Below are 14,185 nucleotides of genomic sequence, written 5' to 3' on the forward strand. Positions count from 1 at the left end.
CCCCACGCCGCCGCACCCGACACGCGCCCTCGCCCCCGCCCACCCAAGGGGCGCGGGGAACGGCGCAATCTTTCAGGGGCGCGGGGAACGGCGCGACAAGCCCCCACGCCGCCGCACCCGACACGCGCCCTCGCCCCCGCCCACCCAAGGGGCGCGGGGAACGGCGCAATCTTTCAGGGGCGCGGGGAACGGCGCGAGCAGCCCCCACGGACCCGCACCCAACACACAACGCGCAACGCCGGCAGGCGCACGTGCGGGAAGGAGTCCGACCCCCGAGCGGCCGAACTCCAAGCAGAGCACCACAAATCCCGCAAGCCCTACTGCGCAGCAGTAAAAGCCTCATACACCCGCTTGGGAATCCGCCCCCGCGCAGGCACCTCCAGCTTGTTGGACTGCGCCCACGCCCGAACAGCCGCCGGATCGGGCGCCACGGCGGTCTGCCGATACGCCTTCCCGGACCGCGACCGCTTCCGCCCGGCCTCCACATACGGCTCCAGCGCCGCACGCAACTGCTCGGCATTGGCCGGATTCAGGTCGATCTCGTACGACTTGCCGTCCAGACCGAAGGCGATCGTTTCCGCCGCTTCCGAGCCGTCGATGTCGTCGGAGAGAGTGACTACGACACGCTGCGCCACGAATATCGGTCCCTTCGTGCGGCACCTATCCGACGACGTGCGACGACGTGCCGAGATGCCGACTGTCCGACTGCTTTTATGGGTGATTGGGCAAAGTATCGGCTATTGCCAATTCATTTGTACAGTGCCCGGCAATCCAATGTGAAGCTCGACTAAATCTCTTGGCGTGTCCCCAGGCAATAGGGGACCCGGTCTCGATCCGGATCTTTCCCAGGATTTTTCGTGAAGGCAGCCCGGCGATAGGTGCCCGATGCGCAATCGTGATGACGGTCACGTAGATTCCTACGAATCTACCCGCGTAGAAATTTTGTACGGGTAGTCTGAAGGAACCTGCTCAGCACCACACACCGGGAGTGCCAGTGGCACGCGTCGTAGTCGACGTCATGCTCAAGCCGGAGATCCTCGACCCCCAGGGCCAGGCGGTGCAGCGTGCACTGCCGCGCCTCGGTTTCGAAGGCATCTCCGACGTCCGTCAGGGAAAGCGATTCGAACTGGAAGTGGACGGACCGGTGGACGACACCGCGCTCGCCCGCATCCACGAACTCGCCGAATCCTTCCTCGCCAACACCGTGATCGAGGACTTCACCGTCAAGGTCGAGGAAGTCGCGGAGGCCGGAAAGTGACCGCTCGTATTGGCGTCGTCACTTTCCCGGGAAGCCTCGACGACCGGGACACCCAGCGGGCGATCAAGCTCGCCGGCGCCGAACCCGTCGCTCTCTGGCACAAGGACAAGGACCTCAAGCAGGTCGACGCCGTTGTCCTGCCGGGTGGTTTCTCGTACGGCGACTATCTGCGCGCCGGTGCGATCTCGCGCTTCTCGCCGGTCATGGTGACGGTGATTGAGCAGGCGAAGTCGGGAATGCCGGTGCTCGGCATCTGCAACGGCTTCCAGATCCTCACCGAAGCCCATCTCCTTCCCGGCGGGATGCTCGGCAACGACCACCTCCACTTCATCTGCCGCGACCAGAAGTTGAAGGTGGAGAACGCGGAAACCGCCTGGACCGCGGACTACGAGTCCGGCCAGGAGATCCACATCCCGCTGAAGAACATGGACGGGCGGTACGTCGCCGACGAGCGCACCCTCGACATGCTGGAGGCGGAGGGCCGCGTCGTCTTCCGTTACGTGGTCGGCGGCGCGTTCGCCGACGGTTTCGGCAATCCCAACGGCTCGCTGCGGGACATCGCCGGCATCTCGAACGAGGCGGGCAACGTCGTCGGTCTGATGCCGCACCCGGAGCACGCTGTCGAACCCCTCGTCGGGTCCGGCCGCACCGACGGCCTCCCCTTCTTCACCTCGATCCTCAAGAAGCTGGTCAACGCATGAGCCGGACGCCTCTGGACACGGTCGAGCACGCGGCCGGGACCCCCGACGTCGAGCTGCCCTGGGCCGAACTCGGCCTGAAGAAGGACGAGTACGAGCGGGTCGTGGAGATCCTCGGCCGCCGCCCGACCGGCGCCGAGCTCGCCATGTACTCGGTCATGTGGTCCGAGCACTGCAGCTACAAGTCCTCGAAGGTGCACCTCCGCCAGTTCGGCGAGAAGGCCCCCCAGTCGGACGCCCTGCTCGTCGGCATCGGCGAGAACGCGGGCGTCGTCGACGTCGGCCAGGGCTACGCGGTCACCTTCAAGGTCGAGTCGCACAACCACCCGTCGTACGTCGAGCCCTACCAGGGCGCGGCCACCGGCGTCGGCGGCATCGTGCGCGACATCATCGCGATGGGCGCGCGGCCGGTCGCGGTCGTCGACCCGCTGCGCTTCGGTGCCGCGGACCACCCCGACACCAAGCGCGTACTGCCCGGTGTCGTCGCCGGCATCGGCGGCTACGGCAACTGCCTGGGCCTGCCCAACATCGGCGGCGAGGTCGTCTTCGACGCCTGCTACCAGGGCAACCCGCTCGTCAACGCCGGCGCCATCGGCGTCATGAAGCACGAGGACATCCACCTCGCCAAGGCGTCGGGCGCCGGCAACAAGGTCATCCTGTACGGGGCCCGCACGGGCGGCGACGGCATCGGCGGCGCCTCCATCCTGGCCTCCGAGACCTTCGACGACGCCAAGCCGTCCAAGCGTCCCGCCGTCCAGGTCGGCGACCCCTTCCAGGAGAAGCTCCTCATCGAGTGCACCCTGGAGGCCTTCGCCGAGAAGCTGGTCGTCGGCATCCAGGACCTGGGCGCGGCCGGACTGTCCTGCGCCACCAGCGAGTTGGCGTCCAACGGCTCCGGCGGCATGCGCGTGACGCTGGACGACGTACCCCTGCGCGACTCGACGCTCTCTCCCGAGGAAATCCTCATGAGCGAGTCGCAGGAACGCATGTGCGCGGTCGTCGAGCCGTCGAAGGTCGACCGCTTCCTGGAGATCTGCGACAAGTGGGACGTCATCGCCACGGTGATCGGTGAGGTCACCGACGGCGACCGTCTGGAGATCTTCTGGCACGGCGGCAAGATCGTCGACGTCGACCCGCGCACGGTCGCGCACGACGGCCCGGTCTACGAGCGTCCGTACGCCCGCCCGCACTGGCAGGACGCGCTGCAGGCGGACGACGCCAACAAGCTGCCGCGGCCCGCCACTTCGGAGGAGCTGAAGAAGCAGGTCCTCCAGCTGGTGTCCTCGCCGAACCAGGCCTCCAAGTCCTGGATCACCTCCCAGTACGACCACTTCGTGCAGGGCAACACGGTGCTGGCGCAGCCCGAGGACTCGGGCATGATCCGCATCGACGAGGAGTCCGGGCTCGGGGTGGCCATCGCCACGGACGGCAACGGCCGGTTCGCGAAGCTGGACCCGTACACGGGTGCGCAGCTCGCGCTCGCCGAGGCGTACCGCAACGTCGCGACGACCGGTGCCAAGCCGCTCGCCGTCTCCGACTGCCTGAACTTCGGTTCGCCCGAGGACCCGGCCGTCATGTGGCAGTTCGCGGAGGCCATCCGCGGACTGGCCGACGGATGCCTGCAGTTGGGCACGCCGGTCACCGGCGGCAACGTCTCGCTCTACAACCAGACGGGCGAGGCGGCGATCCACCCGACCCCGGTGGTCGCCGTCCTGGGCGTCATCGACGACGTGGCCCGGCGCACGCCGGTCGCCTACGGGGAAGAGGGCCAGCTCCTCTACCTCCTCGGCGACACGCGTGAGGAGTTCGGCGGGTCGGCCTGGTCGCAGGTCGTTCACGACCACCTCGGCGGGCTGCCGCCGGCCGTGGACCTGGAGCGGGAACGCCTCCTCGGCGAGATCCTGATCTCCGCGTCCCGCGACGGCATGATCGACTCCGCGCACGACCTGTCCGACGGCGGTCTGATCCAGGCCGTGGTCGAGTCGGCGCTGCTCGGTGACAAGGGTGCGCGGCTCGTCGTGCCGGACGGGCTCGACGCGTTCACGTTCCTGTTCTCCGAGTCCGCGGGGCGGGCGGTCGTGGCGGTCCCGCGGTCCGAGGAGCTGCGGTTCACGGACATGTGCGGTGCGCGGGGGCTGCCGGCCACGCGGATCGGCGTCGTGGACGGTGACGCGGTCGAGGTCCAGGGCGAGTTCGCCCTGCCCCTCGCGGACCTGCGCAAGGCGCACACGGACACGATCCCCGCGCTGTTCGCGTAGCGCGAAGCGCGTAGCCCGGCCCTGCCAAGCTTCACGGCAGGGCCGGGCTTCGCCTTGCGCCCGGCGGCTGATCGCGCAGCTCGCGCGCCCCCGAACGACGGTCTCGCCGCAGCCGTGTCTCGTCCTCCGCCCGGCGGGGGCTGGCCGCGCAGTTCCCCGCGCCCCCAAAAGGCCGAGGGGCTTGGTGACGTGTTGTGGCTGCGGTTCGGTGGGGGTTGATCGCGCAGTTCCCCGCGCCCCCAAAAAAGAGCCGAGGGGCTTGGCGATGTGTTGTGGCTGCGGTTCGGTGGGGGTTGATCGCGCAGTTCCTCGCGCCCCTAAAAGCCAAGGGCTTGGCGAAGTGTTGTGGCTGCGGTTCGGTGGGGGCTGGCCGCGCAGTTCCCCGCGCCCCTGAGGGGCGCCGGTGGCCGCGGCTCAACCATGCGACCCCGGCACCCGTCGGCTTCCAGGGGCGCGGGGAACGGCGCGCTCGGCCCCCGCGGCGCCGCAGATGAGGCACTCCCGGTCACCCCGTCCGTTTTAGGGGCGCGGGGAACTGCGCGCTCAGCCCCTGCGGCGCCGCAGACGGAGCAACGCCGGTCACCCCCTGCCTTTAGGGGCGCGGGGAACTGCGCGGCCGACCCCCACCGGGCCGCAGTCGAAAGTCCCCCCCTGCCCCCCCATAAACTCCCCCCATGCCCCCGGCCAGAAAACGCCAACGTGTCTTCGATCCGGCCAAGACCCGCGCCGCGGTCCTCGCCCAGTTCGGGAACGTGCGGGACGCCGTCCGTACCCTCACCCCGGGCCGGCTCACCGCACCCACCCGCCTCGGCGACTGGACCGTACGGGAGCTGGCCGCGCACCTGGCCATGGCCGTGGAGGCCGTGAGCCGGGGCCTGGACGGGCCGGAGCCCACCACCCCCGCCCTCGCCCTGCTCGACTGGCCGTCCGCCACGGCCCCCCACGCGGGCGAGATCGACGAGGGCGTACACGCGCTCGCCCTCGCGAACCCGGACCTCGACACGCTCTACGAGCGCACGCAAGCCCGCTTCACCGAGCGCCTCCCGGACGCCAGGGACGGCCGCCTGCTCACCACCCGCGTGGGAGCGATGACCCTGGCCGACCACCTCGTGACCCGCACGGTCGAGCTGGTCGTCCACACCGACGACCTCAACGCGGCGGTCCCGGGCCTCGACATCCCGTACGACCGCCACGCCCTCGCCACCTGCACCCGCCTGCTCGCCGACGCGCTCGCCGCGAAGGCGCCCGGCGCCTCCACGGAGGTGCGCGTACCGCCGTACGCCGTCGTGCAGTGCGTGGAGGGCCCGCGCCACACCCGCGGCACCCCGCCGAACGTCGTGGAGACGGACCCGCTCACCTGGATCCGCCTCGCGACGGGGCGGACGGCGTGGCAGACCGCCCTCGACGACGCGCAGGTCCGCGCGAGCGGAGAACGCGCCGACCTGGGCGCACTGCTCCCCCTCATGGGCTGAGCCGGACGGCCGAACCGAAGCCACCCGTTGCGCGGCCGTTACCCCGTGAGGGAACCAAGCACCCCACCCGCCCCGTCAAAGCGGCATGCACACGCAGCGACGCAACCTCAGCGCCCTCAGCCCGCGGATCGGCCTCAGCGCCCTGGCGGTCACCGGACTCCTCGCCACGGCCGCCTGCGGCACGGAGAGCGGCAGCGGCGACAGCGGCGGCAAGGATCCCGGCGCCAGTTCCGTCGGGACCCGGCAGGACACCGGACTCACCGGCACGCAGTGGAACGTCGACAGCGTGACGGCCAAGGGGAAGACGCAGGACGCCCCGGCCGGCGCGCACGTCGAGTTCGGCAAGGACGGCAAGGTGGGCGGCAACTACGGCTGCAACCACTTCGGGGCCACCGCCGAGATCGAGGGCGACACGATCACGATCGGCGACGACACCGTCAAGACCGAGATGGCCTGTACGGCCGACGGCACGATGGGCTTCGAGGCGAAACTCGGCGAGGCCATGTCCGACAGCACCATCAAGGCCGACGTCAACGGCGACAAGCTGACGCTCACCACCGAGGACGGCTACACCGTGAAGCTCACCGCCGAGAAGCAGGCCGACCTCTACGGCACCAAGTGGAACGTCACCGGCACGGTGAAGGCCGACGCGAAGGGCGACACCAAGGGCGGCTCCGCCGTGGCCCTCGCCTCCGAGGCCGAGGGCAAGGTCCACCTCACCTTCGACAAGAAGGGCACGGTCGCCGGCCAGCTCGGCTGCAACAAGGTGACCGCGAAGGCCACGGTCGGCGACGGCACTATCACTCTGGGCGCGCCGGGCACCACCCGGAAGATGTGCTCCGACTCACTCATGGACACCGAACGCTCCCTTCTGAAGCTTTTCGGCGGCACCGTGAAGTACACGCTGAAGGGCAGCAACCTCACTCTGACCAGCGAAAACGGTGCGGGTCTGGAAGCCGTCGCCGCGAAGTGATCCCGGACGGGCGGCGTCTCACGGCGCCGCTCGGGCACTTCCCCAATTCGGACCAGTGGTCGATCTCGCCTACACTCGGTGGCGTGCCACGTGGTGACGGTCGACTCAGTCATGATCTGCTCCCCGGCGAGAAAGGACCCCAGGACGCTTGCGGCGTCTTCGGAGTCTGGGCTCCCGGTGAAGAGGTCGCCAAGCTCACTTACTTCGGGCTCTACGCCCTCCAGCATCGAGGCCAGGAATCCGCGGGAATCGCGGTCAGCAATGGCTCTCAGATCCTCGTCTTCAAGGACATGGGGCTCGTTTCCCAGGTCTTCGACGAGGCCTCCCTCGGTTCCCTGCTCGGTCATATCGCGGTCGGTCACGCCCGCTACTCGACCACCGGGGCCTCCACCTGGGAGAACGCCCAGCCGACGTTCCGTGCCACCGGGCACGGCTCGATCGCGCTCGGCCACAATGGCAACCTCGTCAACACGGCGGAGCTCGCCGGGATGGTCGCCGACCTCCCCAAGCAGGAGGGCCGCACCCCGCGTGTGGCGGCGACCAACGACACCGACCTGCTGACGGCCCTGCTGGCCGCCCAGGTCGACGACGACGGCAAGCCGCTGACCATCGAAGAGGCCTCCGCGAAGGTCCTCCCGCAGGTCAAGGGCGCCTTCTCGCTCGTCTTCATGGACGAGCACACCCTCTACGCCGCCCGTGACCCGCAGGGCATCCGTCCGCTGGTCCTCGGCCGCCTTGAGCGCGGCTGGGTCGTCGCCTCCGAGTCCGCCGCCCTCGACATCTGCGGCGCGGCCTACGTCCGCGAGATCGAGCCGGGCGAGTTCGTCGCCATCGACGAGAACGGACTGCGAACCTCCCGATTCGCGGAAGCGAAGCCCAAGGGCTGTGTCTTCGAGTACGTGTACCTGGCCCGCCCGGACACCGACATCGCCGGCCGGAACGTGTACCTCAGCCGTGTCGAGATGGGCCGCCGTCTCGCCAAGGAAGCTCCGGTCGAGGCCGATCTGGTCATAGCGACTCCGGAATCGGGCACGCCCGCGGCGATCGGTTACGCGGAGGCCTCCGGCATCCCGTTCGGTGCCGGTCTCGTGAAGAACGCGTACGTCGGCCGGACCTTCATCCAGCCTTCACAGACCATCCGCCAGCTGGGCATCAGACTGAAGCTGAATCCGCTCAAGGAAGTCATCAAGGGCAAGCGCCTGGTCGTCGTCGACGACTCGATCGTGCGCGGCAACACCCAGCGCGCCCTGGTCCGGATGCTCCGCGAGGCGGGCGCGGCCGAGATCCACATCCGGATCTCCTCGCCGCCCGTGAAGTGGCCCTGCTTCTTCGGTATCGACTTCGCCACCCGCGCGGAGCTGATCGCCAACGGCATGTCCATCGACGAGATCGGCACGTCCCTGGGCGCCGACTCCCTCTCGTACATCTCCATCGACGGCATGATCGAGGCCACCACCATCGACAAGCCGAACCTCTGCCGTGCCTGCTTCGACGGCGAGTACCCGATGGACCTCCCGGACCCCGAGCTGCTCGGCAAGCAGCTCCTGGAGACCGAGCTGGCCGCGGGCCCCTCGTCTGCCGCGGCCGACGCGATCCGTCGTCCGTAAGACCTCGCAGCAACATCGCAGCGACACCGCTGTACGACACGAAAGTTCTCACCGTCATGTCTGAGACAACTGGTGCCAGCTACGCAGCCGCGGGCGTCGACATCGAAGCGGGCGACCGCGCCGTCGAACTGATGAAGGAGTGGGTGAAGAAGACGCAGCGCCCCGAGGTCCTCGGCGGCCTCGGCGGTTTCGCCGGCCTCTTCGACGCCTCCGCCCTCAAGCGGTACGAGCGCCCGCTGCTCGCCTCCGCCACGGACGGCGTCGGCACGAAGGTCGACCTCGCCCGGCAGCTCGGCGTGTACGACACCATCGGCCACGACCTGGTCGCGATGGTCATGGACGACATCGTGGTGTGCGGCGCCGAGCCGCTCTTCATGACCGACTACATCTGCGTCGGCAAGGTCCACCCGGAGCGGGTCGCCGCCATCGTGAAGGGCATCGCCGAGGGCTGTGTCCTCGCCGGCTGCGCCCTGGTCGGCGGCGAGACGGCCGAACACCCGGGCCTGCTGGGCCCGGACGACTTCGACGTCGCGGGCGCCGGTACGGGTGTCGTGGAGGCCGACCGGCTGCTCGGCGCGGATCGTATCCGTACGGGTGACGCGGTGATCGCCATGGCGTCCTCCGGCCTTCACTCGAACGGGTACTCGCTCGTCCGGCACGTCCTGTTCGACCGTGGGAACCTCAAGCTCGACCAGCACGTCGAGGAGTTCGGCCGCACGCTCGGCGAGGAGCTCCTGGAGCCCACCAAGATCTACTCGCTGGACTGTCTGGCGCTGACCCGCACGACCGACGTGCACGCGTACTCGCACATCACGGGCGGCGGCCTCGCGGCCAACCTGGCCCGGGTGATCCCGGACGGCCTGCACGCGACCGTGGACCGCTCCACCTGGACGCCGGCCCCCGTCTTCGACCTCGTCGGCACCACCGGCCAGGTCGAGCGCCTGGAGCTGGAGAAGACGCTGAACATGGGCGTGGGCATGATCGCGATCGTCCCCCAGGACTCCGCGGACGCGGCCCTCACGACCCTGGCGGACCGAGGAGTGGAAGCCTGGGTGGCAGGCGAGATCACGGACAGGGGCACCCACGAAACGGGCGCGGAACTGACCGGCGACTACGCGCCCCGCTAGACGGCACGGCTCGACGGGAGGCGCCCCGTAAGGGGCGCGGGGAACTGCGCGCCCAGCCACGACGAACCCGCAGCCGACCAGCCCACAGCAAGTGAGCAACCCCCGCCAACCCGCGGAGCGGCATGCACAAAACCCGGTCCGGCAATCAACCCCGGACCGGGTGAAGCGCAGCTAGAACGACGAGCGCAGCTGGTACGTCAAGCCCCGCGGCGTTGCGACGCAGGACCGGACTCATCGTCCTCGTCCTCGTCGTCGTTGTAGAGATCCGCGTACTGGGAGTACGGGTCGTCTTCCTCGTCGTCGTCCTCGAACGGCTCGCCATTCGGCGGCTGTTGCGAAGTCGAAGCGCCCAGCTCATTGGCCAGACGCGACAGATCGGTCCCGCCGCTGCTGTACTTCAGCTGGCGGGCGACCTTCGTCTGCTTGGCCTTTGCCCGGCCGCGCCCCATGGCTCGACCCCCTCGGATACGGGGCTCGACGGCCCCAGAGTCTTGACACGCGTTCATGATCTGGAACGGGCTCTCCGTGGAGAGACCGGTCCGTAGGGCTTCCACGGTACCTGAGCCCACGCCCATACGGTACGTCGCCCGCAGGAAGCTCGTGTGCACAGGACCCGCGAGGTGCCCTGTCCTCGCTGGTCAACCGCGATTTTAACCTCTTCTTGGCGAGCGACCCGCCGACGAACGTGAGAGTTCTCTCCAACACCCGTCGGCGGGACCCCGCGGGGCCGTGCGCACAGCCTTCCGAACGGCTGCCGAACGGCCTGCGAACATCAGGGGCGGCGGGCCTCCGCCATGCGGTGCTCGGCGATCCGGTCGGCCGCGGCGGCCGGCGGAATCCCGTCCTCCTTCGCACGAGCGAATATGGCCAGCGTGGTGTCGAAGATCTTCGCGGCCTTCTCCTTGCACCGGTCGAAGTCGAAGCCGTGGAGTTCGTCGGCGACCTGGATGACGCCGCCGGCGTTCACCACGTAGTCCGGCGCGTAGAGGATCCCGCGGTCGGCGAGGTCCTTCTCCACACCCGGGTGCTCCAGCTGGTTGTTGGCCGCGCCGCAGACGATCCTCGCGGTGAGCGCCGGTACGGAGTCGTCGTTCAGGGCGCCGCCGAGCGCGCACGGGGCGTAGATGTCGAGCCCTTCCGTCCGGATCAGCCGCTCGGTGTCCGGGGCGATCCGCACGGAGGGGTGCTTGTCGGCGATGCGGCCGACCGAGTCCTGGCGCACGTCCGCGATCACGACCTGGGCGCCGTCCTCCAGGAGGTGCTCCACCAGGTGGCGGCCGACCTTGCCGACGCCCGCGACGCCGACCGTGCGGCCGCGCAGCGACGGGTCGCCCCACAGGTGCTGGGCGGAGGCCCGCATGCCCTGGAAGACCCCGAAGGCCGTCAGGACGGACGAGTCGCCCGCGCCGCCGTTCTCGGGGGAGCGCCCGGTGGTCCAGCGGCACTCGCGCGCCACGACGTCCATGTCGGCCACGTAGGTGCCGACGTCGCAGGCGGTCACGTACCGCCCGCCGAGCGAGGCGACGAAACGGCCGTACGCGAGAAGCAGGTCCTCGGTCTTGATCTGCTCGGGGTCGCCGATGATCACGGCCTTGCCGCCGCCGTGGTCGAGCCCGGCCATGGCGTTCTTGTAGGACATCCCGCGGGCGAGGTTCAGCGCGTCGGCGACGGCCGCGGCCTCGCTCTCGTACGGGTAGAAGCGGGTGCCGCCGAGGGCCGGGCCCAGGGCGGTGGAGTGGATGGCGATGACGGCCTTGAGGCCGGTGGCGCGGTCCTGACAGAGCACGACCTGCTCATGGCCGCCCTGGTCCGACCGGAACAGGGTGTGCAGTACGTCGTCAGGGCTGCCGGTTACGTCGGTCACTGTGGTGACTCCCAGGTAAGTAGCGGCGGGTCGGGGCGGCCCTCGTACGGGTGGCGGGGGTCCGTGTGGCACGAGATTAGAGCCTGTACGGGACCGCCATCGGCCCAGTGGTCCAGATCACCCCCGCCCGGAGTACGGTCACGGACGGGCGTGGGACGATTTGCAGGGGTTTCCCGCGTGCCCGCGCACCGGTTGCGCGGTTTTCCACCGGGTCGGCTGGGGAGGGAGCAAGCGTGCCCAAGGTGTCCTCGTTGATCGTCCCGTACGCGTCCTACCTCCGGGTGTACGAGCCGCTCGCGGCCTTCCCGGAACCGGAGCGCGGCCACTGGTACCGCTACGCGCGCCGGCCCGAGCGTCCCTCGTACCAGGACGAACTGCGCCGCTCGCTGGCCGACTTGCTGCCTGTGCCGCCGATGGCGGTGCCGGTGCAGGAGAGCGGTGACGCGTTCGTCGCGGAGGTGGACGGCGTGCTGTGCGTGTGCCCTTGGCGGACCCGGCTGCGCGGCTGGGAGGCCCTGGGCGACCTCGCGGAGGAGTTGCCGGCCCCTGTCCTGGACGCGGCGCTGCCCGAGCTCGTACGCCGTCAGGCGACCCAGGACTACGAGCGCTGGCTGACCCGCAATCCCGACGCCCGGCCCTGGATCCGCACCTCGACCTGGCAGGTCCCGCTGCACTGGTTCGTGCTCGTCTCGGACGAGGAGCGCGAGCACGACAAGGGCGCCGGGTCCGGGGGCGGTTCGCGGGCCGAGAAGGACGCGCCGGTGCTGCGCTACCGCACGCCGATGGTGCAGGCGCGGCGGCGGGTGGCGCGGGCCCTGCGGACGCTGCGGGACACCCTCGACGAGGGGCCGCTCATCGACGGCCTGGTGGACGTGGGGCGTTGGCTGGAGGAGTTCCATCCGCGCTCGCTGGTGGAGCTGGACTACGGCGGCCTCGTCCACGTGCTGCCCGCGGGGGAGCTCGACGGCGACCACTCCGCCGCCGATGTCGCCGAGGGCATCGAGGCGTTGCGCACGGGCGACGGCGCCGGCGCGGGAGAGGCATACGGTCGGCTCGTGGAACGGTGGCGTTCGGTACGGGACCGGCGCTCGGCGAACTGAGGGGCGCGCGGAGGCTCTTCGGAGCGCCGGTTCCTGTGCGTCACGGAGCCTGACAGGACGTAAGTCCCGATCCGGGTCGTACGGGGTAAGCGTGACGGACGGCACTAACACGGACCTTGCGCCCAACGGCCCTCCTCATGCCAAAATAGGACAAGGAGTCCGGGGAGGGCTCTCTCTGCCCACGTTTGGGTGGAATCTCGGCATTGCGCTGCAGGGGGGTCCCGTGACTCCTGATCGTCCTGTGACTGATCGTCACAGTGGCGTGACTGTCCGCTATGGCATGGTCCATCGGCTTCCGTCGCTGATGAACACCTGGGAGGGCAATTCCATCGGTTTGGCCGACGTGGCTGGACGGATGGTGTAGTTGTAGTGCCGAGGACAAGCCGTTCGTCCTATAACCGACTCGACCCGCATCCGCCATTTCGGGCAACGCGGGTCAAGGTGCAGAATTTAGAGGAAAGAACCGAGAACGATCGGTTCTCCCGAGGAGGCCGCTCATGACCGCTCGCACCCCTGATGCCGAGCCGCTGCTGACCCCGGCTGAGGTCGCCACGATGTTCCGCGTGGACCCTAAGACGGTCACGCGGTGGGCGAAGGCCGGCAAGCTCACGTCGATCCGCACGCTGGGTGGGCATCGCCGTTACCGCGAAGCAGAGGTACGTGCTCTGCTCGCGGGCATCCCGCAGCAGCGCAGCGAAGCCTGAACAACAACTGCATAGCCACATAGCAGGGTATTTCGGCAGGTCCCCCAACTTGTCGGCAGGGCCCTGACGCAAGTACCGCTTCACGCGTCATCCAAGCAACACCCAAGCACCACCCAAGTACCAAGCGACGCGGATCCCGCCCCAACGGGGTCCCCGCCCGAGCAAGAACCACAAGCACTGTGGGTGCGTCGTAGATCGCGCTGGACTCCGCCGGGTCCAGCGCGATCTTTTTTGTGCGCTGGTCATGGGGCGTGCGCGCTTACCGGGTCGGTCTGTGAGTGGCCTTGTCGCAGTCTGGGCGAGGCTGTCGGATCGGCTGTGAGTCCCCCTGGGGCGCGGTGCAATTGCACATATTAAATTGACCAGTTGTAGGTGGGGGGTAAGATCCGCAGGTTTGAAAACTTATGCGGTGACACCCGTCACATGCCGTGGTCCTTGTTGCGCGTGGCATACCTGCGCTAATGGGGGACTCGTTCATCTGGCGCCATGCGAGGGGCAGTTGAGGCGAGGCCTTCGTTCAGGCGAGCGCGTAGCGGTCGCTCAGGCCGGGGAGGGGCCGTCGTCCTCAGGGGTGCCGTCCAGGTCCTCGGGGCCGGCCTCCGAGGCCAGTCGCAGGAGGCGGTGGCAGATCGGGCAGTGCCTCGTCCGGTGGCGGTGTCCTGAGGCGGCCGACAGGTGGGCGCGGAGCAGGGCTCGCGTCTCATGCCGAGCGGTCGCCGCCATGGTCACCTCCGGTGGGGTCTGGCTGGGTCTGGTTTCTGGGTACTTGGGGAATGTGACCGCGTCAAGGGCGTGTGGAGGGCGGGCGGGCCTGGTGGGGTCTGTGGGGGCGGAGTCGATATCTGTGGCGGTGATTGGGGTGGTGGGGCCTGTTCGCCGCCTGCGGGCCGGTGGGGGCTTGTCGCGCCGTTCCCCGCGCCCCTTAGGGAGTGGGGGTGCCGCGGGGTGTCGGGTGCGGGTCGGTGGGGGCTGATCGCGCCGTTCCCCGCGCCCCTAGGGGGTGGGGGGCGTCGAGTGTCGGGTGGCGGTCGGTGGGGGTTGGTGGGGGTTGGTCGCGCCGTTCCTCGCGCCCCTTGGGGCTCGGGGGATCGGCGCATGCAGAAGGCCCCGCATCCGTTACGGAC

Annotated in this window: 13 protein-coding genes; 9 read left to right on the forward strand and 4 right to left on the reverse strand. The window is 69.3% G+C overall.

Annotated features, from left to right (window positions below):
• Positions 1-317: 317 nt before the first annotated feature.
• On the reverse strand, positions 318-635 hold the full coding sequence (locus ACFWGJ_RS27650; protein ID WP_107020558.1) for an Lsr2 family protein: 318 nt from the start codon (positions 633-635) through the stop codon (positions 318-320).
• Between the two features lie 359 nt (positions 636-994).
• On the opposite strand from ACFWGJ_RS27650, the gene purS reads away from it, so the two are divergent.
• From purS to purM, 7 genes are all read left to right on the forward strand, one after another.
• Complete coding sequence (gene purS / locus ACFWGJ_RS27655) at positions 995-1,258, forward strand: phosphoribosylformylglycinamidine synthase subunit PurS (protein WP_055518089.1); 264 nt, start codon at positions 995-997, stop codon at positions 1,256-1,258.
• Complete coding sequence (gene purQ, locus ACFWGJ_RS27660) at positions 1,255-1,959, forward strand: phosphoribosylformylglycinamidine synthase subunit PurQ (protein ID WP_387329717.1); 705 nt, start codon at positions 1,255-1,257, stop codon at positions 1,957-1,959. Before purS ends, purQ begins: the two co-directional genes overlap by 4 nt.
• Positions 1,956-4,214: a phosphoribosylformylglycinamidine synthase subunit PurL gene (gene purL, locus ACFWGJ_RS27665; RefSeq protein ID WP_387329720.1), complete on the forward strand. Its 2,259-nt coding sequence runs from the start codon at positions 1,956-1,958 to the stop codon at positions 4,212-4,214. Before purQ ends, purL begins: the two co-directional genes overlap by 4 nt.
• 674 nt (positions 4,215-4,888) lie before the next feature.
• Positions 4,889-5,686, forward strand: coding sequence for a sterol carrier family protein (locus tag ACFWGJ_RS27670; RefSeq protein ID WP_387329723.1), 798 nt, complete (start codon positions 4,889-4,891; stop codon positions 5,684-5,686).
• Positions 5,687-5,771: 85 nt separating this feature from the next.
• Positions 5,772-6,659 carry an META domain-containing protein gene (locus tag ACFWGJ_RS27675; protein WP_387329726.1) on the forward strand — a complete coding sequence of 296 codons (888 nt, stop codon included), beginning with the start codon at positions 5,772-5,774 and terminating at the stop codon, positions 6,657-6,659.
• An 83-nt stretch (positions 6,660-6,742) separates the two neighbouring features.
• The gene (gene purF, locus ACFWGJ_RS27680) at positions 6,743-8,266 is read left to right on the forward strand and encodes an amidophosphoribosyltransferase (protein ID WP_387329729.1); all 1,524 of its coding nucleotides are present in this window, start codon (positions 6,743-6,745) and stop codon (positions 8,264-8,266) included.
• A 56-nt stretch (positions 8,267-8,322) separates the two neighbouring features.
• Complete coding sequence (purM, locus tag ACFWGJ_RS27685; RefSeq protein WP_387329732.1) at positions 8,323-9,393, forward strand: phosphoribosylformylglycinamidine cyclo-ligase; 1,071 nt, start codon at positions 8,323-8,325, stop codon at positions 9,391-9,393.
• Positions 9,394-9,590: 197 nt separating this feature from the next.
• Here purM and ACFWGJ_RS27690 read toward each other — a convergent pair whose 3' ends face one another.
• Together ACFWGJ_RS27690 and ACFWGJ_RS27695 are read right to left on the reverse strand one after the other, a co-directional pair.
• A complete protein-coding gene (locus tag ACFWGJ_RS27690; RefSeq protein ID WP_107020614.1) occupies positions 9,591-9,842 on the reverse strand; it encodes a DUF3073 domain-containing protein in 252 nt (83 codons plus the stop codon).
• 323 nt (positions 9,843-10,165) lie between these two features.
• A complete protein-coding gene (locus tag ACFWGJ_RS27695) occupies positions 10,166-11,257 on the reverse strand; it encodes a Leu/Phe/Val dehydrogenase (protein WP_387329736.1) in 1,092 nt (363 codons plus the stop codon).
• A gap of 233 nt (positions 11,258-11,490) precedes the next feature.
• Here ACFWGJ_RS27695 and ACFWGJ_RS27700 point away from each other — a divergent pair, with 233 nt between their 5' ends.
• Positions 11,491-12,357: a hypothetical protein gene (locus ACFWGJ_RS27700; protein WP_387329739.1), complete on the forward strand. Its 867-nt coding sequence runs from the start codon at positions 11,491-11,493 to the stop codon at positions 12,355-12,357.
• A 497-nt stretch (positions 12,358-12,854) separates the two neighbouring features.
• Positions 12,855-13,061, forward strand: coding sequence for a developmental transcriptional regulator BldC (bldC, locus tag ACFWGJ_RS27705; RefSeq protein ID WP_003949541.1), 207 nt, complete (start codon positions 12,855-12,857; stop codon positions 13,059-13,061).
• Positions 13,062-13,601: 540 nt separating this feature from the next.
• Here bldC and ACFWGJ_RS27710 read toward each other — a convergent pair.
• A complete protein-coding gene (locus ACFWGJ_RS27710; protein ID WP_366781458.1) occupies positions 13,602-13,784 on the reverse strand; it encodes a DUF6274 family protein in 183 nt (60 codons plus the stop codon).
• Positions 13,785-14,185: the final 401 nt, after the last annotated feature.

It is taken from the genome of Streptomyces sp. NPDC060205 (assembly GCF_042728395.1).
Taxonomy (GTDB): Bacteria; Actinomycetota; Actinomycetes; order Streptomycetales; family Streptomycetaceae; genus Streptomyces.